The organism is Clostridium sp. 1001271st1 H5 (assembly GCF_005845215.1).
GTDB lineage: Bacteria > Bacillota > Clostridia > Lachnospirales > Lachnospiraceae > Enterocloster.
Genome location: NZ_SPHO01000016.1, coordinates 67,293 through 88,726, shown reverse-complemented (window position 1 = coordinate 88,726; position 21,434 = coordinate 67,293). Strand labels below are relative to the sequence as shown.

Genomic DNA, 21,434 nt, shown 5'->3' with positions numbered 1-21,434 from the left:
GCGCTCTTGCTTTGGCAGGTGTATTATATTTGTCAGATGGAGGCAAACGAAAATAAGGAAAAAAGCATAATTTGACAAATAAAATAATTCACTGTACACTTGAAGAGATAAGATATTGGTAAAACGCAGGAGAGATTGAATTTGGGCATAGAAAGGAAGTGAGACGTTGGAGATGACACTTGAAGATATCTTAAAAGGTGAATCAAAAAATGTAGAGTTTAAATCCGAACTTCCGAAAAGAAGTGATAAATACATGAAGTCCATCATTGCTTTTTCTAATACCAGCGGTGGCAAGTTAATGATTGGCATTGATGATAAAACCAGAACAATTATTGGTGTTGATAAAGAAGCAGTATTTTATATAATGGATAGTATAGCCAATGGGATTTCTGATTGTTGTGAGCCTCAAATTATTCCGGACATAACATTCCAGACAATTGACGGTAAGTGTATCGTGATAGTCGAAATTTATCCAGGTGCCAACCGTCCATATTATCTGAAACATATTGGTAAAGAGAAGGGGACTTATCTTCGTGTTGCAGGAACATCCCGTCCCGCTGACCAATATAAAATTAAGGAACTGGAGTTGGAAGGTCTAAATTTGTCCTGGGATGAGCTGACCTGTGTTGGATACCATGTATCAGATGAGGCAATAGAAAAGTTATGTCAGGATATACACAATTATATGGTCAATGCGGCAGATACCGAGGAAGAGAAGAATGCAGTATCTAGGGTGACAAAAGAACAGTTGTTAAATTGGAAAATTTTGAAAAAGGCAGAGGGTGAGATACTTCCTACAAATGCGTTTGTTTTACTCACAAGTGATTATTTCCCATTTGCCAAAATTCAATGCGCTCTCTTTAAGGGAATGGACCGTGATGAATTTATCGATAAAAAGGAGTTTTGTGGACCTTTATATGAGCAGATAGAAGGTGCCTATCAGTTTGTATTAAGACATATAAGCCGGAGTGCGGAGATTGACGGGTTGGTTCGTAAGGAACGTTATGAGCTTCCGATAGGTTCAATCAGGGAGATGATTATTAATGCCCAGTGTCATAGGAATTTCATGGATAATTCCTGTGTGCAGGTGGCACTTTATGATGACAGATTGGAAGTCACCTCTCCGGGAATGCTTTATGGTGGCCTGACACTGGAGGAAGCTATGAGCGGGCGTTCTAAAATTCGTAACCGTGCGGTTGCGGAGGTATTCAGCCGGATGGAATTAATTGAGGAATGGGGAACTGGAATACGCCGTATTCTAAAGCGGTCAAATGAGTATGGATTGCCCAAACCGGATTTTTTTGAAATTGGTGATACCTTCAGAGTGAATCTCTATCGTCTAAAGAGTAAAAAGCCGATAAAAAAAGCCGATAAAAAGCCGATAAAAAAAGCCGATAAAGGGTCCATAAAAAAGACCGGTAAAAAGCCGATAAAGACGGAACGGCAGAAACTGATTCTTAACCATGTAAAAGAGTATGGAATGATTTCCAATAAAGAGGCGCGCGCGATTCTGGGACTTGCTGAATCAACTACCAAACGAATTCTTAAGCAGATGTCAGAGGATGGGATATTGCAGGAGCAGGGGGAGAGAAGGGCGAGAATATATATATTAAAATAATGTACAAATGATAACTGGCAGGAGCGCCCTCTGTTTATACAGGGGGCGCTCTTACCGCATATCAGCTCCCGATTATAAAACCATAAACCGCACATAGGTCCGGTCGTCAAAGCTTTGGTTGCCTTTTACCAGCCCTTTTGTGCCCCTGTTTTCCCGGAGGCACTGGGGGTCTTTTTGCAGAAGCGCCCTAAGCGCCTCCTCGCTTTCAGCCAGAGTGCCTTTTAATGCAGGGTAGCCGTCGCTGGCCAGGACGACCTGGGTTTGGGGCAGGACAGGATAAATGGATACATGGTGGGCATGAATGGAAAAACCATCAAGCACATCATAACCATAGGGGCAGTCCTGGTTGGCCAGCAGAAACTGGCGGCGCAGCAGAGGAAGGATGCAGACCCGGCCAGGGTCATGCTCTGCCAATTCATTCTCGGACCCACCTAAAATCAGTTCTGCCTGGTCATAGAGACAGCGGATTTCTGTCATAAGACTGTCAATTTCCTTGCTGTGGGTATGAAGCGTATTCCCAATCATACACTGACAGTCTCCGAAGGCCCATACCTCCCTGTTGTGACAGCTGTACAGGATGACCACTGCCTGGAGCCGTTCCTCAGGATGGTCCCTCAGATAATCCCGGCGGCTGGTGCCGGCTGCTGCCAGAGCCTGGTTTAAATATTCTATGGCAGAGGCGGCATCAATGCTGGGCTTCATGGCTTTAAGGGCCTTTTCCAGTACCTCCCTGGCATAGCGGCCGCTGGTCATGGAAGGAAGGGTACCGGCCGCGCCTTCTGTCTGTACCGGCCATGTCAGCGCCCCCTTGCTGGTGACACCGTCTATGACGGCAATGAAGTCATCACTGATAAAAAGACCATCCTCGCATTTTTGCTGGTCCGTATATTTGGAACAGATAAATTGTTCTATCATCTGCACGTTCATATTGTCTGCCTCCCCTTTGACGATACTCTTTGCGTTCTGCCTTAAGGGTAACATGGGGAAGGAACGATTTCAAGGGGAACGATTTCAAAGGGAATGATTTTAAGGGAATGATTTCAAGGGCTTCCGCAATGGAAAAATATGTTTTTCTTTGATATAATGTAGCAAACAGGACTGATTCTACCGGTAGTATAGGACACGGGGGTGCCGCCATGTATACGAACAGAGCTGCCGCTGGCAGGAAAAAAACAATTGCAGGCAGGAAAAGAACTGCCGTGGGAAGGATGCATCCGGCGCTAAGGGGCCTGTGCCTTTTCTGCACAGCCCTTCTTTCCTCATGCCAGCCGGGGCCGGAGTCAGCTCCCATGCCTGCTGTGCCGGACCTGGTTCTTTATACAGCCCAGGAGGAAGAGATATATGAGCCCATCATCAAGGAGTTTGAGGAGCGCACCAATCTGATGGTAAAGGTGGAACGCGGGTCCTCCGAGGAAATGACAGGCTGGCTGGAGGCTGAGGATGGACCTGATTGGGATGTGGTGTTCGGGGTTGGCATAGAGACACTGGAACAGTCAAAGGAGCATTGGCAGGTATATGAAAGCCCGGAAGCAGCATTCATAACAGAAAATTTCCGGTGTGAGGATAGCCGCTGGACCTCTTTTTCCGCCCTGCCCCTGGTCATCATGTACAATACAAATGTGGTTACGTACCGGGAGCTGCCGGTGGGATGGAACAGCCTTCTGGAACCCAGGTGGAAGGGCAGAATTGCCTTTGTGGACCCGCGCAGGTCCGATGTGTATTCCTCCGCCCTTGTGACGGCTGTCCATACGTGGGAGAAAAAGGGGGATTATCTGGAACAGTTCATGGAAAACCTGGGATACGGCACCCTGAACAGTATGCAGGAGGTAAATGCCGGTATCCTGGACGGGCGGTATTCCATTGGGGTCACCATGGAGGAGTCCGCCCAGGCCCTGCTGTCTGAGGGAGCGGATATAGACTATATTTACCCGCAGGAGGGCACCACGGCTCTTCCGGACGGCACAGCCATTGTAAAGGGATGCACAAACCCTGACGCTGCCAGGCAGTTTCTGGATTTTACGGTGAGCAGGGATGTCCAGCGGATTCTGGTATCGGATTTAAACCGCAGGTCCGTGAGAAGCGATGTGCCGCCGCTGCCCGGACTGTCGCCCATTGGCAGGCTTCCGCTGATTGAGATGGACCTGGAGGAGCTTTCCAGGGAAAAGAAGGACGTACTGGCCAGGTGGAACGGCATACTGTCCCGTAGGGAAGGGAGGCCTGTGGAATGAGATGGTATCGGAGACTCTCTTTTAAGGCCAGGGTATTCCTGGGCTGCCTCCTGGTAGCCCTGGTTCCCCTTACATTTTCAAGCGTTGTAATGATGCGCCTGTTCACCGCCTCCATTAACCGCCAGATAACCGTGGACGGAAACCAGCAGCTGGAGGAAGTCAGGGAACGGTTTGCCCAGCTGCTGGAGAACTGCCAGAACGCCTGTGAAACACTGACTGAGGACGGTTCTGCTGCCTGGGTTATGATTGACAATAAAACCATAGAGTTCCAGAAGGATTTATACCTGTCCATGTACCAGGCTGTCCAGGAGATTTACAGCCATGCCCAGTTCAGCATCTACGATGCAGGCGGAAAACTGCGTTTTACCACGGATACTGCGCCTAAAAGCAGCCGTCTGCCTGTGAGCTGGGGACTGCTCAACAAAGCGTCGGAGAAACCGGGAATCACCTATTACAGGACTGACCCCTACCTTTCCTCTTCTGGCAGTGATGTCCTGATGCAGGGAGCATTTTCGCTGGAGAGCGCCCATGGAGCCAGAACCGGATATGTGGTGCTGGATTTTACCAGGGAAAATTTTGATAACCTGCTGAATGGCTTCTATTCATCCGGTGACACCCTGCTGGTGCTGGATTCCCACCAAAAACCACTTTACTGTTCCAGGCCTGAGTACGGGGAAAGAGAAATCAATGATATTATCGAACATACCATTTCAGGCCAGGGGGGAACGGAGAAAAGAGGGGTATACACCAGATATCTGTGGACCAGGGAGCCTTCCAGGGGCTTTTACATCCTGCTGCGCTGTTCGGCTCCCATCAGCGCTCCTGCTGTGCGCACCATGGGTACGGTGAGTTTAGCCTTGTCCGGTCTGGGGCTGGTGCTCTGCCTTATTATAGCAGGCGCGCTGTCCCGGAGCATGGGCCAGCCGGTGAGCCTGTTGGACAAAGCCATGGCCAAGGTGAAGAAAGGGGATTTATCCATCCGCATCCATACCAGCCGCCAGGATGAATTAGGCAGGCTGACAGAGAGCTTTAACCAGATGACCGGTGACCTGCAGAAATACCTGGAGGACACGGTGCAGAAGCAGAAGGACTTAAATAAGACAACCCTTAAGCTGTACCAGACCCAGCTGAATCCCCATTTTCTGTACAATACCCTGGATTCCATTAAGTGGAGCGCCAGAATCAACCAGGTGCCGGAGATTGCCGTGCTGGCGGAAAACCTGGCGGTTATCCTGAGAAAGAGCATATCCAGCCGGCCCTTCATCACCCTGAGGGAGGAACTGGAGACCATAGAGAGCTATGTGGAGATACAGAAAATACGTTTTACAGGACGGTTTCTGTACGAGACAGAGATACCGGACCAGCTGGAGGACTGCATGGTGCCCAAGATGATTCTGCAGCCCCTGGTTGAAAATGCCATTATCCATGGGCTGGACGGATGCGAGCACGGCTATATCTGTATCTATGCCTTCCAGAAGGAAGGGATACTGAACATATCGGTGACAGACGACGGATGCGGCATGGGACAGGACATGGTGGACTGGATTAACAGCGATTCCCCGGCTAAGCGGGACGGCCATCTGGGCTTGTACAATGTCATCAACATATTGAAAATATATTACGGACAGGAATACGGTATGAGGGCGGCTGTTACGGAGGATGGGACCACCATTACACTCAGGCTGCCGGTTCAGAAGGAGGTGCCGGATGTATAAGGTCATTGTGGTGGAAGACGAGACAATGGTAAGGAGGGGAATCATCCTGACCATTGACTGGGCGGCCCTGGACTGCGTCATTGCAGGGGAGGCTGCCAACGGGGAAGAAGGGGCGGAGCTGGCAGTGCGCCTTTCACCGGATATTATTGTGACGGATGTAAAGATGCCCAGGATGGACGGCGTGGAGATGATAACAAAACTGCGTAAGCAGGGCTGCCGCGCCAAATTTATCATATTGACGGCCTACGGGGATTTTAAGTACGCCCAGAGCGCCCTGCGGCTGGGCGTCAGCGATTATCTGCTGAAGCCTTTGAGGGACGGAGATTTGGAACATGCAGTGGAACACATCAGGGAGCAGATGGAAGAGCGTCCGGCCAGGGAGGAGGAAACAGATGCCGCCCCGGTCCTCCGGTTCCATTCGGACCGGAAAACCAAGAATAAGTACGTGGAGGCAGCCACCCAGTATATCAGGGAGCATTACCGGGAGGATATTACTATCAGCACCGTGGCCTCCTTCCTGGAAATCAGCGAAGGCTATCTGAGCCGGGTCTTTAAGAAGGAAACCGATTATACCTTTACCAACTACCTGGCCTATTACCGGATGCAGGTGGCCATGAACCTGTTGAAGGACTGCCGGGTGAAGGTGTACGAGGTGGCGGACCAGGTGGGATATTCGGATACAGCTTATTTCAGCGCCCAGTTTAAGAAGATTCTGGGGGTGTCCCCGTCGGAGTATCAGGATAGATGCAGATAGGTTATAAATAGGGAAAACAGGGAAAAATGTAGTACTATACATTGAAAAATTCTTATGCTATACTTATTGAGGACGTTTGTCCCCATCAGGGCAGAGGTCCGGACAGACCGGTTTCAGGCATTTTCCTGGTTTTGAAAACCAGGCCGGCAGCACAAGGGGGAGCCAATCACTATGTTGGGATTTAACGATATATTAGGACATGAACAGATAAAGGAACATTTCCGCAACGCAGTGGAGACAGGGAAGGTTTCCCATGCTTATATACTGAGCGGCGAGGCCGGAATGGGAAGGAAATCCCTGGCCAATGCATTTGCCCTCAGCCTGTTGTGCGAGAAGGGAATGGCAGAGCCCTGTATGCAGTGCCATGCCTGCAAGCAGGTACTTTCCGGGAACCATCCGGACCTGATTTACGTGACACATGAGAAGCCCGCCAGCATTGGCGTGGATGATATAAGGGAACAGCTTAACGATACCATACAGGTACGTCCCTACAGCAGTTATTATAAGATATATATAGTGGATGAAGCGGAAAAGATGACGGTACAGGCGCAGAACGCCCTCCTGAAGACCATAGAGGAGCCGCCTGCCTATGCAGTTATCCTGCTTCTGACCACCAACCAGGACTCGTTCCTGCCCACTATCCTGTCAAGGTGTGTGCAGCTTAAGCTGAAACCCTTAAAGGATACAGTGGTAAAGGAATATCTGGTCCAGTCGCTGGGGGAGGATGAGAGCCAGGCCGATATCTATGCGGCCTTTGCCAGGGGAAACCTGGGGAAAGCCATTCATCTGGCCCAGTCAGAGGAGTTTGGGATTATGTATAAAGAGATGCTCCGCCTTCTGAAACACATCAAGGATACGGATATATCTGAACTCTTAGACTACATCCGCAAGGTTAAGGAGGAGAATCTGGATATCCGGGAATGCCTGGACTTTATGCAGATGTGGTACCGGGATATCCTGATGTATAAGACCACAAAGGATATTAACCTGCTGATATTCAAGGACGAATTCTCTACTGTCAAGAGTGTCAGCACCACAAGCGGGTATGACGGTCTGGAACGGATTCTGGAGGCCATTGACAAGGCCAGAATCAGGCTGGACGCCAACGTGAACACCGAACTGGTCATGGAGCTGATGCTTCTCACCATGAAGGAGAATTAACGTGCCGGGGCTGCAAGAGAAGGAGAACATAAAATGATTACAGTAATCGGGGTGCGCTTTCGCACCGCAGGAAAGATATATTATTTCGACCCTGCAGGCCGCCAGATTAAGACAGGCGACCACGTTATCGTGGAGACGGCCAGGGGCATTGAATACGGGTATGTGGTTCTGGGAAACCGGGAAGTGGATGAATCCAAGGTGGTTCCGCCCTTAAAATCAGTCATCCGCATGGCAACGGATGAAGATGAGGCTGCAGAAGCCAGAAATAAGCAGAAGGAGAGGGATGCCTTCAAAATCTGCCAGGAAAAAATCAGAAAGCATCACCTGGAGATGAAGCTTATTGACGCCGAATATACATTTGACAACAATAAGGTCCTGTTTTACTTTACGGCCGACGGAAGAATCGATTTCAGGGAGCTGGTGAAGGACTTGGCCAGTGTGTTTAAGACCAGGATTGAACTGCGCCAGGTGGGGGTCAGGGACGAGACAAAAATCATGGGAGGTATCGGCATCTGCGGAAGAGCGCTGTGCTGCCACTCCTATCTGTCCGAATTCATCCCTGTGTCCATCAAGATGGCCAAGGAACAGAACCTGTCCTTAAACCCCACCAAGATATCGGGGGTGTGCGGACGCCTTATGTGCTGCCTTAAGAATGAAGAGGAAACATATGAGGTATTAAACAGCAAGCTGCCCAATCCGGGGGATTACGTGACCACCAATGACGGGCTAAAGGGCGAGGTGCACAGTGTCAACGTGCTGCGCCAGCAGGTAAAGGTCATTGTGACCGTGGAGCGCGATGAAAAGGAAATCAGGGAATACAAGGTAGACCAGCTTAAATTCAAGCCCAGGAAGAAAAAGGGCAAAGGCGGGGAAAAGCACGGAGGCGACACGCCGGATGCAGAGCTGAAACAGCTGGAGGCCCTTGAAAAGAAGGAAGGAAAGTCGAAGCTGGATGACAACTGATACAGTTACCGTGAAACATACCTGGCGTCAGGAAGGGACCATTATGGTGCGGGACGACGAGCGGATAGACGATTTGCAGCGCAATCATTATGGAATCATCCAGAGGAAGGGCGCGTTCTGCTTCGGCATGGACGCTGTCCTTCTGTCCGGCTTTGCCGTGGTGAAAAAGGGGGAGAGGGTGCTGGACCTGGGGACAGGTACAGGCATTATCCCCATTCTTCTGACCGCCAAAACAGAGGGAAGGCATTTTACCGGCCTGGAGATACAGGAAGAGTCGGCGGATATGGCCAGGCGGAGCGTGACATATAATCATCTGGAGGACAAGGTGGACATCGTCACCGGCGATATAGCGGAGGCCAGCAGTTTATTTGCACTGGCTTCTTTTGATGTGGTAACCACCAATCCCCCTTATATGAATGAATCCCATGGACTTAAGAATCCGGAGGATGCCAAGGCCATTGCCCGCCATGAGGTAAAATGCACGCTGGAGGATGTGGTGAGGGAGGGAACCCGGGTTTTGAGGCCCGGAGGACGTTTCTACATGGTCCACAGGCCCAGGCGCCTGATTGAAATCATTACCACCATGAAACATCATGGACTGGAGCCAAAGCGCATGAAGATGGTCCACCCCTATGGGGACAGGGAGGCCAACATGGTGCTCATAGAGGCCGTGAGGGGAGGGGGACCTCTCCTTAAGATGGAAGCCCCGGTTATTGTTTTTGACCAGAATGGGGAGTATTCCCAGGAGATACGGACCACCTACGGATATTGACGGATTATATGATGTGCGAGGGCAGGAGTCCAATGGACGGACAAACGGGGCTCAGCGGACAGAAGGGAGAGGCTCATGGCAGGAACATTATATCTCTGCGCCACGCCAATCGGCAATCTGGAGGACATTACCTTCAGGGTACTTAAGACATTAAAGGAAGCGGATTTGATTGCTGCGGAGGACACACGCCACAGCATCAAGCTTCTGAATCATTTTGATATAAAGACTCCCATGACCAGCTACCATGAGTATAACAAGGTGGACAAGGCCAGATATCTGGTGGGTCAGCTGGAGGAAGGGCTGAACATAGCCCTGATTACGGATGCAGGGACCCCAGGTATATCGGACCCCGGAGAGGAGCTGGTAAGGCAGTGTTATGAGGCGGGAATCCGGGTCACTTCCCTTCCGGGCCCGGCAGCCTGCATCACGGCCCTTACCATGTCCGGGCTTTCCACCAGGAGATTCTGCTTTGAGGCATTTCTGCCCTCTGAGAAGGGGGATAAGAAGGAACGGGCCAGAATCCTGGAGGAGCTGAGGCAGGAGACCAGAACCATCATCGTGTATGAGGCGCCCCATCATCTGGTGAGGACCCTTGAAGATTTATATGAGGTTCTCGGGGACAGGAACATAACCATATGCAGGGAGCTTACAAAAAAATATGAGACAGCTTACAGGACCACGTTCCGGGAGGCCCTGGAACACTACCAGGTGGAGGAGCCCAAAGGGGAGTGTGTCATAGTAATAGAAGGAAAGCCTCTGGAACAGCTCCGCAAGGAGCAGATAAGCCGCTGGGAAGAGATGGAAATCCAGGAACATATGTCCTATTATACAGACCAGGGTATGGATAGGAAGGAAGCCATGAAGGCGGTGGCAAAGGACCGGGGAATCACAAAGCGGGATGTGTACCAGCAGCTTCTGTGATTAGATGCAGTAATATAGAAGGTAATAGTATAGAAAGCAGTAATAATATAGAAAGAACCTGCGGCTTAGATGCCTTCTGATATTGAGAAGGAGCCGCAGGTTCTCTCTATGTACATGTTTTGATTACTCGGTGACATTAAGGCCGGCCAATTTAGCCAGAGCAACAACGGACTGACGGGATACTTTCTTGCCTTCGTATTCCAGCAGGTCGTCAGTGCTTCCGGTGAATATGTCGGCACATTCTGCCTTTTTCAGGATAATGCAGTCATCCTGGACCGTGATTTCAAGACCATCTTTCACATCCAAATCAAGGCTTCTTCTTAATTCGATGGGAAGGGTGATTCTGCCGAGTTCATCCAATTTACGGATAACACCTGTGGTTTTCATGGTTAATACCCCCTTGTTAAATTGTATTCGCCCCATTTGTACAAGTTTAACTTACCAAATTCAGGGAGCAAAGTCAATATATGTAAATGTCAGAATTGGTAAGAAATGTCAGAGAACAGTAAAGTTAACAAAAAGCGACAAAAAATATTTCTTGACAAATACTTATCTTTCCTGTAGTATTACTTTGATGTTCAAAGTATTTCCTCTGAGCAAGCAAAAGAAGGAAGGCATGAGTCCGCTGATTGCTGATGGATTCGGGACGGGTAAGTAGAATGACAACAAGAATCATAGGAACCGGTTCATATGTACCGGAGCAGATTGTGACCAATGACGACCTTGCAAAGATTGTGGAGACCAATGATGAGTGGATTCGCAGTCGCACAGGGATAGGGGCCAGAAGGATTGCCACCAGCGAAAGCACCTCCTATATGGCGGCTGAAGCTTCAGTCAACGCCCTGGAGAATGCAGGTGTAAAGCCTGAGGAAATCGACCTTATACTGCTGGCTACCTCTTCACCGGATTTCTGTTTCCCCAATGGGGCATGCGAGGTACAGGGCAGGATAGGTGCGGTAAATGCGGCCTGCTTTGATATAAGCGCGGCCTGTACCGGTTTTGTATACGCACTGAACACAGCCCATGCATTCTTAAGCAGCGGCATCTATAAGACGGCCCTTGTGATTGGCGCGGATGTGTTAAGCAAGCTGATTGACTGGACGGACCGGGGAACCTGCGTATTGTTTGGAGACGGCGCAGGGGCAGTGGTGGTAAAGGCGGATGTGACCGGAATCCTGGGAATGAACATGCACTCGGACGGAACAAAAGGCGGGGTACTGACCTGCGGTTCCAGGACCAACGGGAATTTCCTTATGGGGAAGAAGCCAGAGCTTGGATATATGACCATGGACGGCCAGGAGGTATTTAAGTTTGCGGTGAAAAAGGTACCGCAGTGCATAATTGAAGTGCTGGAGGATACCGGCGTGGGCGTGGAGGATGTGAAGTATTTCGCCATTCATCAGGCCAATTACCGAATCATTGAATCCATAGCAAAGCGGCTGAAGGTAAATGTGGACCGTTTCCCGGTTAACATGGAACACTACGGCAATACATCAGGGGCATCGGTTCCTGTTCTGCTGGATGAGATGAACCGGAAGGGTATGCTGGCAGCCGGAGACAAAGTGGTGCTGTCAGGATTCGGCGCGGGCCTTACCTGGGGTGCAGCCCTTATAGAGTGGTAAAAATAAAATTAAAATATAAATCAAGAAAATGTAAAAGGAGAACAACAATCATGTTAGAGAAGATGAAAGAAATTATTGCAGAGCAGTTAAGCGTAGAGGCAGATACCGTTACAGAGGCTTCTTCCTTCAAAGAAGATTTAGGCGCTGATTCCTTAGACCTGTTTGAACTGGTTATGGCCCTGGAGGATGAGTACTCCGTAGAGATTCCTGCTGAGGACTTAGAGCAGCTGACAACGGTGGGCGAGGTTATGAACTACTTAAAAGGCAAGGGCGTAGAGGCTTAAATAGCAGATAGGGTTTGACAACGGCGTGTGGATGAATTGAAGCACGCTGTTACTTTAATAGGGGAGAGCCCAGGAAATGTAGAACTGGAGGTAGAACAATGAAAACAAGAATTACAGAAATGTTAGGAATTGAATATCCTATTATTCAGGGCGGCATGGCCTGGGTAGCAGAACACAACCTGGCGGCAGCCGTATCCGAGGCAGGCGGTTTCGGACTGATTGGCGGAGCCAACGCACCGGGAGAAGTGGTGCGGGACGAAATCCGCAAGGCCAGGGAGCTGACAGATAAGCCTTTTGGCGTCAATGTCATGCTGCTGAGCCCTCATGCGGAGGATGTGGCAAAGGTGGTTGTGGAGGAAGGCATTAAGGTGGTTACCACCGGTGCCGGAAACCCCGAAAAATATATGGATATGTGGAAGGCAGCGGGCATCAAGGTGATTCCCGTGGTTGCCAGCGTGGCCCTGGCCCGTCGCATGGAGAAATACGGCGCGGATGCAGTGGTTGCTGAGGGAATGGAGTCCGGCGGCCATATAGGAGAGCAGACCACCATGACACTGGTGCCCCAGGTAGCGGACGCTGTATCCATCCCGGTTATCGCGGCAGGCGGTATCGGAGACGGAAGAGGGATGGCGGCAGCCTTCATGCTGGGCGCTGAGGCAGTCCAGATGGGAACCAGGTTCGTGGTAGCCAAAGAATCCATTGTACATGAAAATTATAAGCAGCGCGTTATCAAGGCCAAGGACATTGATTCCACGGTTACAGGACGCAGCCACGGCCATCCAGTGAGGGGACTCAGGAACCAGATGACCAGAGAGTATATCAAACTGGAGCAGGAAGGCCGGTCCTTTGAGGAGCTGGAGTACCTGACTCTGGGAACCCTGCGCAAGGCAGTCATGGAGGGCGATGTGAACGGCGGAACCGTTATGGCCGGACAGATTGCAGGCATGATATCCAAGGAGCAGACCTGCAAGGAGATGATTGAGGAAATCATGGCCCAGGCAGGAAAGCTGATGGGCTGGAACTAGAGGATTGGGACAGGATTCAGGATAAGGAGATTACAGGTATGAGCAAGATTGCATTTATTTTCCCGGGACAGGGAGCCCAGGCCTGCGGAATGGGTAAGGATTTCTACGAGCAGACTGAGACCGGAAAAAGAATCTTTGACAAGGCAACGGAGTTAATGGGCTTTTCCATGCCGGAGCTGTGCTTTGAGGAAAATGACAGGCTGGATATCACGGAATACACCCAGGCCGCCATGGTAACCGCCAGCATCGCTATGATGCGCGTGCTGGAGGAAAATGGAATCAGGCCGGATGTGGCGGCGGGACTCAGCCTTGGCGAATACTGCGCCCTGGCAGCGGCCGGAGTCATGAGTGACGAGGATGCCATCCGCACAGTCCGCCAGAGGGGAATATTTATGCAGGAGGCCGTACCTGTGGGACAGGGCGCCATGGCAGCCATTCTGGCCCTGGACGCTGCAGCCATTGAGGAAGTGACAGGAGCCATGGAAGGCGTGTGGATTGCCAATTATAACTGTCCGGGACAGATTGTAATTTCCGGTGAGAAGGCAGCCGTGGAGGAAGCGTGTGAGAAGCTGAAGGCAGCCGGAGCAAAGAGAACGGTGATGTTAAATGTAAGCGGACCCTTCCATTCCGGTATGCTGGCAGCCGCAGGGGAAAAGCTGGGCCAGGTCCTTTCCCAGGTGGAGATTCATGAGCCGCAGATTCCCTATGTGGCCAATGTGACGGCACAGTATGTAAAGAATGCGGGAGAGGTAAAGGAGCTGCTCACAAGGCAGGTTTCATCCTCTGTCAGATGGCAGCAGAGCGTGGAGGCCATGATTGCGGACGGCGTGAACACCTTCATCGAGATTGGTCCGGGTAAGACCCTGGCCGGTTTCATGAGAAAAATAAGCCGGGACGTAAAGACCTTTAATGTGGAAACGTTGGAAGATATGGGTAAAGTAGTGGAAGCACTTAAATCATAATCAGGAGGAGAGACTATATGCTGGAAGGAAAGATTGCACTGGTAACAGGCGCAAGCCGCGGAATCGGCCGCCAGATTGCCCTTACCCTGGGCCGGGAAGGCGCAGCCGTAATCGTGAATTATAATGGCTCTGCGGCAAAGGCAGAGGAAGTTGTGAAGGAAATCGAAGCAGCAGGAGGCAGGGCAGAGGCAGTTCAGTGCAATGTTTCTGATTTTGAGAGCTGCGGCAGGATGATGGCGGACGTGGTTTCCAGATATGGCCGCCTGGATATCCTGGTGAACAATGCAGGAATCACCAGGGACAACCTGCTCATGAAGATGTCAGAGGAAGATTTCGACGCTGTCATCAATACCAATCTGAAGGGCGTATTTAACTGCATCAAACATATTTCCCGCCAGATGTTAAAACAGAAGGCAGGAAGAATCATCAACATCTCCTCCGTATCAGGGGTTCTGGGCAATGCAGGCCAGGCCAATTACTGCGCGGCCAAGGCCGGCGTCATCGGCATCACCAAATCAGCTGCCAGGGAGCTGGCCAGCAGGGGCATCACGGTGAATGCAGTGGCTCCTGGTTTCATTACCACGGAGATGACCGATGTTCTCAGCGACAGCGTAAAGGCAGCTGCTGCGGAGCAGATTCCAATGAAACATTTCGGAAGCACAGAAGACATTGCGGAGACAGTTGCCTTCCTGGCTTCCGATAAGGCAGGATATATCACAGGCCAGGTACTGAGTGTGGACGGCGGAATGGCCATGTAGGATGACCTGGAACCATGTATCCAGGCTGTAAAAGAACAGGAGTGAGATTAGTATGAAAACAAGAGTAGTAGTAACCGGTATGGGTGCCATTACTCCCATTGGAAATGATGTGGAGAGCTTCTGGCAGGGACTTAAGGATAAGACAGTTGGAATCGGACCCATTACGTATTTTGATACAACCGACTATAAGTGCAAGCTGGCTGCTGAGGTAAAGGGATTTGACCCAAAGCAGTACATGGATGCCAAGGCAGCCCGCCGTATGGAAGCATTTTCACAGTTTGCAGTGGCTGCCTCCAAGGAAGCCCTGGAGCAGTCCGGTATTGATATGGAGAAAGAGGACCCCTACCGTGTAGGCGTGTGCGTGGGTTCCGGCATCGGATCCCTCCAGGCCATGGAAAAGGATGTGAAGAAGCTGAATGAGAAGGGACCCAGCCGCGTGAATCCCCTTCTGGTGCCCCTCATGATAAGCAACATGGCGGCAGGCAATGTTGCCATCCAGTTCGGACTTAAGGGAAAATGCTTCAACGTGGTAACTGCATGCGCAACCGGAACCCATTCCATCGGTGAAGCATTCCGTTCCATCCAGTACGGCGAGGCGGATGTGATGGTGGCCGGCGGAGCAGAGGCCAGCATTACACCAATCGGCATCGCAGGATTTACATCCCTTACAGCCCTGAATACCACAGATGACGCTTCCAGGGCATCCATTCCCTTTGATGAGGACAGAAATGGCTTTGTTATGGGCGAGGGAGCCGGCGTGGTAGTGCTGGAGTCCCTGGAACACGCAAAGGCCAGAGGAGCCAATATCCTGGCTGAGGTGGTGGGATACGGCGCTACCTGCGACGCATTCCATATTACCTCCCCGGCAGAGGACGGAAGCGGGGCTGCCCGCGCCATGGAGAATGCCATGAAGGACGCAGGCATTGAGGCAGAGGATATTGATTATGTCAACGCCCACGGCACCAGCACCCATCACAACGATTTATTTGAGACAAAGGCCATCAAGCTGGCTTTAGGGGACCATGCAGGAAAGGTGAAGATTAACTCCACCAAGTCCATGATTGGCCATCTCCTGGGAGCAGCGGGCGGCGTGGAGTTCATCACCTGTGTGAAGTCCATCCAGGACGGATTTATCCATGCCACGGTAGGACTGAAGACACCGGGAGAGGGCTGCGACCTGGATTACACCATGGGCGACGGCGTATCCATGAACGTGGATGTGGCCATCAGCAATTCCCTGGGATTTGGCGGACACAATGCCAGCCTGATTGTGAAGAAGTTCAGCGAATAATAGGAGGCCATGAGCTATGAACGTAGATGAAATCATAAAATTGATGCAGGCAGTTTCCGACAATGGGCTTACCAGCCTGGAGTTAAAGGAAGGGGAGCTTAAGCTTTCCCTGAAGCGTGAAAAAGAGATGCCTCAGATTGTGACGGTAAGCGCCCCGTCCGCCGATGCGGCAGCTGTGCAGATGGCGGCTGTGCAGAACGGCCTGGCAGGCCCGTCCATGATGCCCCAGGGTATGGTAATGCCTCAGGCAGCCCAGGACACGGCTGACCGCGCTGATATCGGTTCAGACAAGGTAGTTGCCTCCCCCTTAGTGGGAACCTTTTACAATGCCTCCTCACCGGATGCAGCACCCTTTGTACAGGCGGGAGATACCGTGAAAAAGGGCCAGGTACTGGGAATCATCGAGGCCATGAAGCTGATGAACGAGATTGAAAGCGAATACGACGGCATAGTGGAGGCTGTCCTTGTGAACAACGAGGAAGTAGTGGAATACGGCCAGCCGTTGTTCCGAATCAAGTAACATCAAAAGACGGAGGGATTTAAGGATATGTTGATGGGAGTAAAAGAAATCCAGGAAATCATACCGCACAGGCATCCTTTCCTGCTGGTGGACTGTATAGAGGAGCTGGAACCGGGCGTGCGCGCAGTGGGATACAAATGCGTGACCTATGATGAGTCCTTTTTCAAGGGACATTTTCCCCAGGAGCCGGTCATGCCAGGGGTGCTTCTGATTGAAGCCCTGGCCCAGACAGGGGCGGTTGCCATACTGTCCCAGGAAGGGTTCAAGGGAAAGGTGGCTTACTTTGGCGGAATTGAAAAGGCAAAGTTCAAGCGCAAGGTAGTGCCGGGCGACAAGGTTAAGCTGGAGTGTGAAATCATCAAGCAGAAGGGACCGGTAGGCGTGGGCAAAGCCACTGCAACGGTTGACGGGAAGCTGGCGGTGAGCGCAGAGCTGACATTTATGGTAGGTTAGGGAATCGAGGGAGAATGCCGATGTTTAACAAGATTTTGATTGCCAATAGAGGTGAGATTGCGGTCCGCGTCATCCGGGCCTGCCGTGAGATGGGAATCCAGACCGTGGCCGTATATTCCGAGGCTGACAGGGACTGCCTTCACACTATGCTGGCTGACGAGGCCATCTGTATCGGACCAGCAGCCTCCACGGATAGTTATCTGAATATTGAGAGGATACTGGCTGCCACGGTGGCCATGAAGGCGGACGCCATCCATCCGGGATTCGGCTTCCTGTCTGAGAACGCCAGGTTTGCCAAGCTGTGCGCAGAGTGCAATATTGCATTCATCGGGCCCAGCGCTGAAATCATCAATAAGATGGGCAATAAATCCGAAGCCCGAAAGACCATGATGGAAGCAGGGGTACCAGTGGTGCCTGGCAGCAAGGAGCCGGTCCATACGGCTGCGGACGGTCTGGCCATGGCAAAAGAAATCGGCTTCCCGGTGATGATTAAGGCATCATCCGGCGGCGGCGGCAAGGGCATGAGGATTTCCAGGAGCGCAGAGGACTTTACGGAGCTCTTTCATGCGGCCCAGATGGAGTCTGTGAAGGGCTTTTCCGACGACACCATGTACATCGAGAAATACATTGAAAAGCCAAGACATGTGGAGTTCCAGATTATGGCCGACAAGCACGGCAACGTGGTCCATCTGGGAGAGCGCGACTGCTCCATCCAGAGGCGTCACCAGAAGGTGCTGGAGGAAGCGCCCTGTGATGTGATTTCCCCCAATCTGCGCAAAGCCATGGGCGACACCGCTGTAAAGGCAGCCAGGGCAGTGGGCTATGAGAACGCGGGAACCATTGAATTCCTCCTGGATAAGGATAAAAATTTCTATTTCATGGAGATGAATACCAGAATTCAGGTGGAGCACCCTGTAACTGAGATGGTGACGGGAATGGACCTGATTAAGGAACAAATCCGCGTGGCGGCAGGGGAGCCTTTAAGCGTCAGCCAGGAGGATGTAAGGATTGAGGGCCATGCCATTGAGTGCCGAATCAATGCCGAAAATCCGGCCAGGAATTTCATGCCCTGTCCCGGACGCATTACCAATGTGCACATTCCCGGAGGCAACGGGGTACGTGTGGATACCCATATCTACAATGATTACAAGGTGCCTGCAAACTACGACTCCATGCTGATGAAGCTGATTGTGTATGATAAGGACCGGGAGGCGGCTATCTCCAAGATGCGCAGCGCCCTGGGCGAGGTAATCATCGAGGGAATCGAGACAAATATCAATTTCCAGTACGAAATCCTGGAAAATGATGCATTCCAGCAGGGCGATACAGATACCAGCTTTATTGAGAAGCATTTCCCGGATTATGTGCGGTGATTTTGCTCTGTGGGTTTATGAATGAAAGGAAATTGCTATGTTGCGGAACATGTTCAAAAAAACGTATACAAAAATAGATACGAAATATAAGCCGCAGGCCGGGTCCGACCAGGAACCGGTCATTCCGGAAGGATTATGGCGCAAATGTAACAAGTGCGGGCAGCCAATCTATGTGGAAGACGTAAAGAACAATTACTACGTATGTCCCAAGTGCAACGGCTATTTCCGTGTTCATGCATACCGCCGTATCGAGATGCTTGTGGATGAGGGAACCTTTGAGGAGTGGAACAAAGAGATGCCTTTTTCCAACCCCCTGAACTTCCCGGGCTATGAGAAAAAGGTTCTGGCTGCCAGGGAAAAGAGCCGCCTCAATGAGGCCATTGTCACGGGTAAGGCCAGGATTGAGGGGAATCCGGCTGTAGTGGGTGTCTGCGATGCCCGTTTCATCATGAGCAGCATGGGCCATGTGGTGGGTGAGAAAATTACCGATGCAGTGGAACGCGCCACCAGGGAAAAACTGCCGGTCATTCTCTTTGCCTGCTCAGGCGGGGCCAGGATGCAGGAGGGCATTGTATCCCTGATGCAGATGGCTAAGACCTCCGCTGCCCTAAAGCGTCATCATGAGGCAGGGCAGCTGTTTATCAGCGTGCTCACAGACCCCACTACAGGAGGCGTCACGGCCAGCTTTGCCATGCTGGGCGACATCATCCTGGCAGAGCCTCACGCCCTGATTGGATTTGCAGGTCCCAGGGTCATTGAGCAGACCATTGGGCAGAAGCTGCCGGAAGGGTTCCAGCGTTCTGAATTCCTTCTGGAACATGGTTTTGTGGATAAGATTGTGGAACGGAAGGACCAGAAGCGGGTCATTGGACAGATTCTGTACATGCACCGCAGCCACAAAATGAATATAGAATTAAAGAATCCCGTGGATACATCCAGAACCTTTGTGGATAAACCAGCCCATTCTGGGGCTGAAGGTGGAAAAACCGCCTGGGATACGGTTCTTCTCTCCAGAAAGTCCGACCGTCCCGTTGCCACGGATTATATCAACGCCCTGTTTGATGAATTCATCGAATTTCACGGGGACCGGTATTTTAAGGATGACGGAGCCATTGTGGGCGGTGTTGCCATGTTCCACGGCATGCCTGTGACGGTCATCGGACAGCAGAAGGGCAAGAACACCAAAGACAATATCACCCGCAACTTCGGAATGCCGTCCCCTGACGGCTACCGCAAGGCGCTGCGTCTGATGAAGCAGGCAGAGACCTTTGGGCGTCCGGTTATCTGCTTTGTGGATACGCCGGGAGCTTTCTGCGGGCTGGAGGCAGAGGAGAGGGGACAGGGCGAGGCCATTGCCAGGAACCTGTTCGAGATTTCCGACCTGAAAGTGCCGGTACTCTCCATTGTAATCGGAGAGGGCGGAAGCGGAGGAGCGCTGGCCATGGCTGTGGCCGACGAGGTGTGGATGCTGGAAAATGCCATCTACTCCATCCTTTCGCCGGAGGGCTTTGCCTCCATCCTGTATAAGGACAGCAAAAAAGCGCCCGATGCCGCCAAGGTCATGAAGGTGACGGCCAGGGACCTTTTACAGCTTCAGCTGATTGAACGTATCGTGCCTGAGGAAGAACCAGCATGCACGGACAATCTCTACCGTCTCGCTGAATATATGGACAGCGCCATGGCAGAGTTCTTTAAAACGTATCTCGCCATGAGCGATGAGGAGCTTAGGGAGCACAGGTACCAGAGATTTAGGAGAATGTAATGAGTGAGTTAAAACCATTGGTAATCGGGGATTTAGTAGTTGAAAAACCAATCATCCAGGGAGGAATGGGCGTGGGCATCAGCCTGCACAGGCTGGCCGGAGCCGTGGCAAAGGCCGGCGGCATGGGCATCATATCAGCTGCCCAGATTGGTTTCAGGGAGCCGGATTTCACCACCAATTTCGTGGAAGCAAACCTAAGGTCCATCCGCCGGGAGATGAAGCTGGCCAGGGAAATCGCCCCCCAGGGAGCGATTGGTTTCAACATCATGGTAGCTACCAAGCACTATGATATGTGGGTAAAGGAGGCTGTGAAGGCAGGCGCTGATATCATCATATCAGGAGCCGGGCTTCCGGTGTCCCTGCCTGAATACGTGGAAGCGGCCTATGCTGAGATGGTGGAAAAGCCGGCCCGCAGGATTAAGCTGGCGCCTATTGTATCATCTGCCAAATCAGCCATGGTTATCTGCAAGATGTGGGACAGGAAATGTCACATTGCCCCTGACCTGGTTGTGGTGGAGGGACCGCTGGCCGGAGGCCATCTGGGATTCTCGCTGGACCAGATATCCGCCTATGGAGCGGATACCGCAGATGTGCCGGCCACCTATGACCAGGATGCCTATGACCGGGAGGTAAAGGCGGTCATGAAGGTGGTTGAGGAATATGGAGCCAAGTACGGCAGGCATATTCCTGTGGTCACGGCAGGCGGCATCTATACCCATGAGGATGTGATGCACCAGCTTGAGCTGGGAGCTGACGGGGTCCAGGTTGCAACCCGGTTTGTGACAACGCAGGAGTGCGATGCCTCGGATGCATATAAGCAGGCTTATATAAAGGCAGGAAAGGAAGACATTGTCATCACCAAGAGTCCCGTGGGAATGCCGGGCAGGGCAATCTTAAATCCATTCCTGAGCCAGATAAAGGAAGGCAGCAGGCCGGCCATCAAGTCCTGCTTCCAGTGCCTGGAGCACTGCGACATCAGGACCATTCCCTACTGCATTACCATGGCATTGGTCAATGCGGCGCAAGGGGATACAGACCATGGCCTGTTATTCTGCGGAAGTAATGCTTACCGCGCTGAAACAATCGATACTGTGGATAACGTCATGAAGGAATTAACAGGAGAGCTGGCTTAGTGCCGGCTCTTTTTTCCTTATTTTGCAATAAATTCCCAATGGAGGCAGCAAAGAAGCAATCCTTATCCCCAGATAATTAACAAAGATATCCACAAGTTATCCACATTATCCACCATCGG

At 51.5% G+C, this 21,434-nt stretch carries 21 protein-coding genes; 19 read left to right on the top strand and 2 right to left on the bottom strand.

Annotated features, from left to right (window positions below):
- Positions 1–172: 172 nt before the first annotated feature.
- Entirely contained in the window at positions 173–1,618 is a 1,446-nt protein-coding gene (locus tag FGS84_RS21635; RefSeq protein ID WP_138310446.1) for an ATP-binding protein, read from the top strand.
- A 72-nt stretch (positions 1,619–1,690) separates the two neighbouring features.
- On the opposite strand, the gene FGS84_RS21630 is transcribed toward FGS84_RS21635, so the two are convergent.
- Positions 1,691–2,545 (bottom strand): hypothetical protein, encoded by an 855-nt coding sequence (locus FGS84_RS21630; protein ID WP_138310394.1) that lies wholly within the window; start codon positions 2,543–2,545, stop codon positions 1,691–1,693.
- 209 nt (positions 2,546–2,754) lie between these two features.
- On the opposite strand from FGS84_RS21630, the gene FGS84_RS21625 reads away from it, so the two are divergent.
- The 7 genes from FGS84_RS21625 (at position 2,755) to rsmI (ending at position 10,132) form a co-directional block, all read left to right on the top strand.
- The gene (locus FGS84_RS21625; protein ID WP_138310393.1) at positions 2,755–3,846 is read left to right on the top strand and encodes an ABC transporter substrate-binding protein; all 1,092 of its coding nucleotides are present in this window, start codon (positions 2,755–2,757) and stop codon (positions 3,844–3,846) included.
- Positions 3,843–5,561 (top strand): sensor histidine kinase, encoded by a 1,719-nt coding sequence (locus FGS84_RS21620; protein WP_138310392.1) that lies wholly within the window; start codon positions 3,843–3,845, stop codon positions 5,559–5,561. Before FGS84_RS21625 ends, FGS84_RS21620 begins: the two co-directional genes overlap by 4 nt.
- Positions 5,554–6,315 (top strand): response regulator, encoded by a 762-nt coding sequence (locus tag FGS84_RS21615; RefSeq protein ID WP_138310391.1) that lies wholly within the window; start codon positions 5,554–5,556, stop codon positions 6,313–6,315. The genes FGS84_RS21620 and FGS84_RS21615 overlap by 8 nt, the downstream gene beginning before the upstream one ends.
- A gap of 171 nt (positions 6,316–6,486) precedes the next feature.
- On the top strand, positions 6,487–7,476 hold the full coding sequence (gene holB / locus FGS84_RS21610) for a DNA polymerase III subunit delta' (protein ID WP_138310390.1): 990 nt from the start codon (positions 6,487–6,489) through the stop codon (positions 7,474–7,476).
- Positions 7,477–7,509: 33 nt separating this feature from the next.
- A complete protein-coding gene (locus FGS84_RS21605; protein WP_138310389.1) occupies positions 7,510–8,439 on the top strand; it encodes a stage 0 sporulation family protein in 930 nt (309 codons plus the stop codon).
- Between the two features lie 43 nt (positions 8,440–8,482).
- The gene (locus FGS84_RS21600) at positions 8,483–9,211 is read left to right on the top strand and encodes a tRNA1(Val) (adenine(37)-N6)-methyltransferase (RefSeq protein ID WP_171042693.1); all 729 of its coding nucleotides are present in this window, start codon (positions 8,483–8,485) and stop codon (positions 9,209–9,211) included.
- 75 nt (positions 9,212–9,286) lie between these two features.
- A complete protein-coding gene (gene rsmI / locus FGS84_RS21595) occupies positions 9,287–10,132 on the top strand; it encodes a 16S rRNA (cytidine(1402)-2'-O)-methyltransferase (RefSeq protein WP_138310388.1) in 846 nt (281 codons plus the stop codon).
- Positions 10,133–10,255: 123 nt separating this feature from the next.
- Here rsmI and FGS84_RS21590 read toward each other — a convergent pair whose 3' ends face one another.
- Positions 10,256–10,519 (bottom strand): AbrB/MazE/SpoVT family DNA-binding domain-containing protein, encoded by a 264-nt coding sequence (locus tag FGS84_RS21590; RefSeq protein ID WP_002565794.1) that lies wholly within the window; start codon positions 10,517–10,519, stop codon positions 10,256–10,258.
- Positions 10,520–10,791: 272 nt separating this feature from the next.
- On the opposite strand from FGS84_RS21590, the gene FGS84_RS21585 reads away from it, so the two are divergent.
- The 11 genes from FGS84_RS21585 (at position 10,792) to FGS84_RS21535 (ending at position 21,315) form a co-directional block, all read left to right on the top strand.
- On the top strand, positions 10,792–11,754 hold the full coding sequence (locus tag FGS84_RS21585) for a beta-ketoacyl-ACP synthase III (protein ID WP_138310387.1): 963 nt from the start codon (positions 10,792–10,794) through the stop codon (positions 11,752–11,754).
- Between the two features lie 50 nt (positions 11,755–11,804).
- Positions 11,805–12,038 (top strand): acyl carrier protein, encoded by a 234-nt coding sequence (gene acpP / locus FGS84_RS21580; protein WP_002584550.1) that lies wholly within the window; start codon positions 11,805–11,807, stop codon positions 12,036–12,038.
- Between the two features lie 98 nt (positions 12,039–12,136).
- Entirely contained in the window at positions 12,137–13,063 is a 927-nt protein-coding gene (gene fabK, locus FGS84_RS21575) for an enoyl-[acyl-carrier-protein] reductase FabK (protein WP_138310386.1), read from the top strand.
- Positions 13,064–13,101: 38 nt separating this feature from the next.
- Complete coding sequence (gene fabD, locus FGS84_RS21570) at positions 13,102–14,025, top strand: ACP S-malonyltransferase (protein WP_138310385.1); 924 nt, start codon at positions 13,102–13,104, stop codon at positions 14,023–14,025.
- A 17-nt stretch (positions 14,026–14,042) separates the two neighbouring features.
- Positions 14,043–14,783 (top strand): 3-oxoacyl-[acyl-carrier-protein] reductase, encoded by a 741-nt coding sequence (gene fabG, locus FGS84_RS21565; protein WP_138310384.1) that lies wholly within the window; start codon positions 14,043–14,045, stop codon positions 14,781–14,783.
- Positions 14,784–14,835: 52 nt separating this feature from the next.
- Complete coding sequence (fabF, locus tag FGS84_RS21560; protein WP_138310383.1) at positions 14,836–16,074, top strand: beta-ketoacyl-ACP synthase II; 1,239 nt, start codon at positions 14,836–14,838, stop codon at positions 16,072–16,074.
- A gap of 16 nt (positions 16,075–16,090) precedes the next feature.
- Positions 16,091–16,594 carry an acetyl-CoA carboxylase biotin carboxyl carrier protein gene (accB, locus tag FGS84_RS21555; RefSeq protein ID WP_138310382.1) on the top strand — a complete coding sequence of 168 codons (504 nt, stop codon included), beginning with the start codon at positions 16,091–16,093 and terminating at the stop codon, positions 16,592–16,594.
- A gap of 27 nt (positions 16,595–16,621) precedes the next feature.
- Complete coding sequence (fabZ, locus tag FGS84_RS21550; protein WP_002594172.1) at positions 16,622–17,047, top strand: 3-hydroxyacyl-ACP dehydratase FabZ; 426 nt, start codon at positions 16,622–16,624, stop codon at positions 17,045–17,047.
- A gap of 20 nt (positions 17,048–17,067) precedes the next feature.
- Entirely contained in the window at positions 17,068–18,420 is a 1,353-nt protein-coding gene (locus tag FGS84_RS21545) for an acetyl-CoA carboxylase biotin carboxylase subunit (RefSeq protein WP_138310381.1), read from the top strand.
- Between the two features lie 37 nt (positions 18,421–18,457).
- Positions 18,458–20,182 (top strand): acetyl-CoA carboxylase carboxyltransferase subunit alpha, encoded by a 1,725-nt coding sequence (locus FGS84_RS21540; protein WP_138310380.1) that lies wholly within the window; start codon positions 18,458–18,460, stop codon positions 20,180–20,182.
- The gene (locus FGS84_RS21535; protein WP_138310379.1) at positions 20,182–21,315 is read left to right on the top strand and encodes a nitronate monooxygenase family protein; all 1,134 of its coding nucleotides are present in this window, start codon (positions 20,182–20,184) and stop codon (positions 21,313–21,315) included. The genes FGS84_RS21540 and FGS84_RS21535 overlap by 1 nt, the downstream gene beginning before the upstream one ends.
- Positions 21,316–21,434 lie beyond the last annotated feature (119 nt).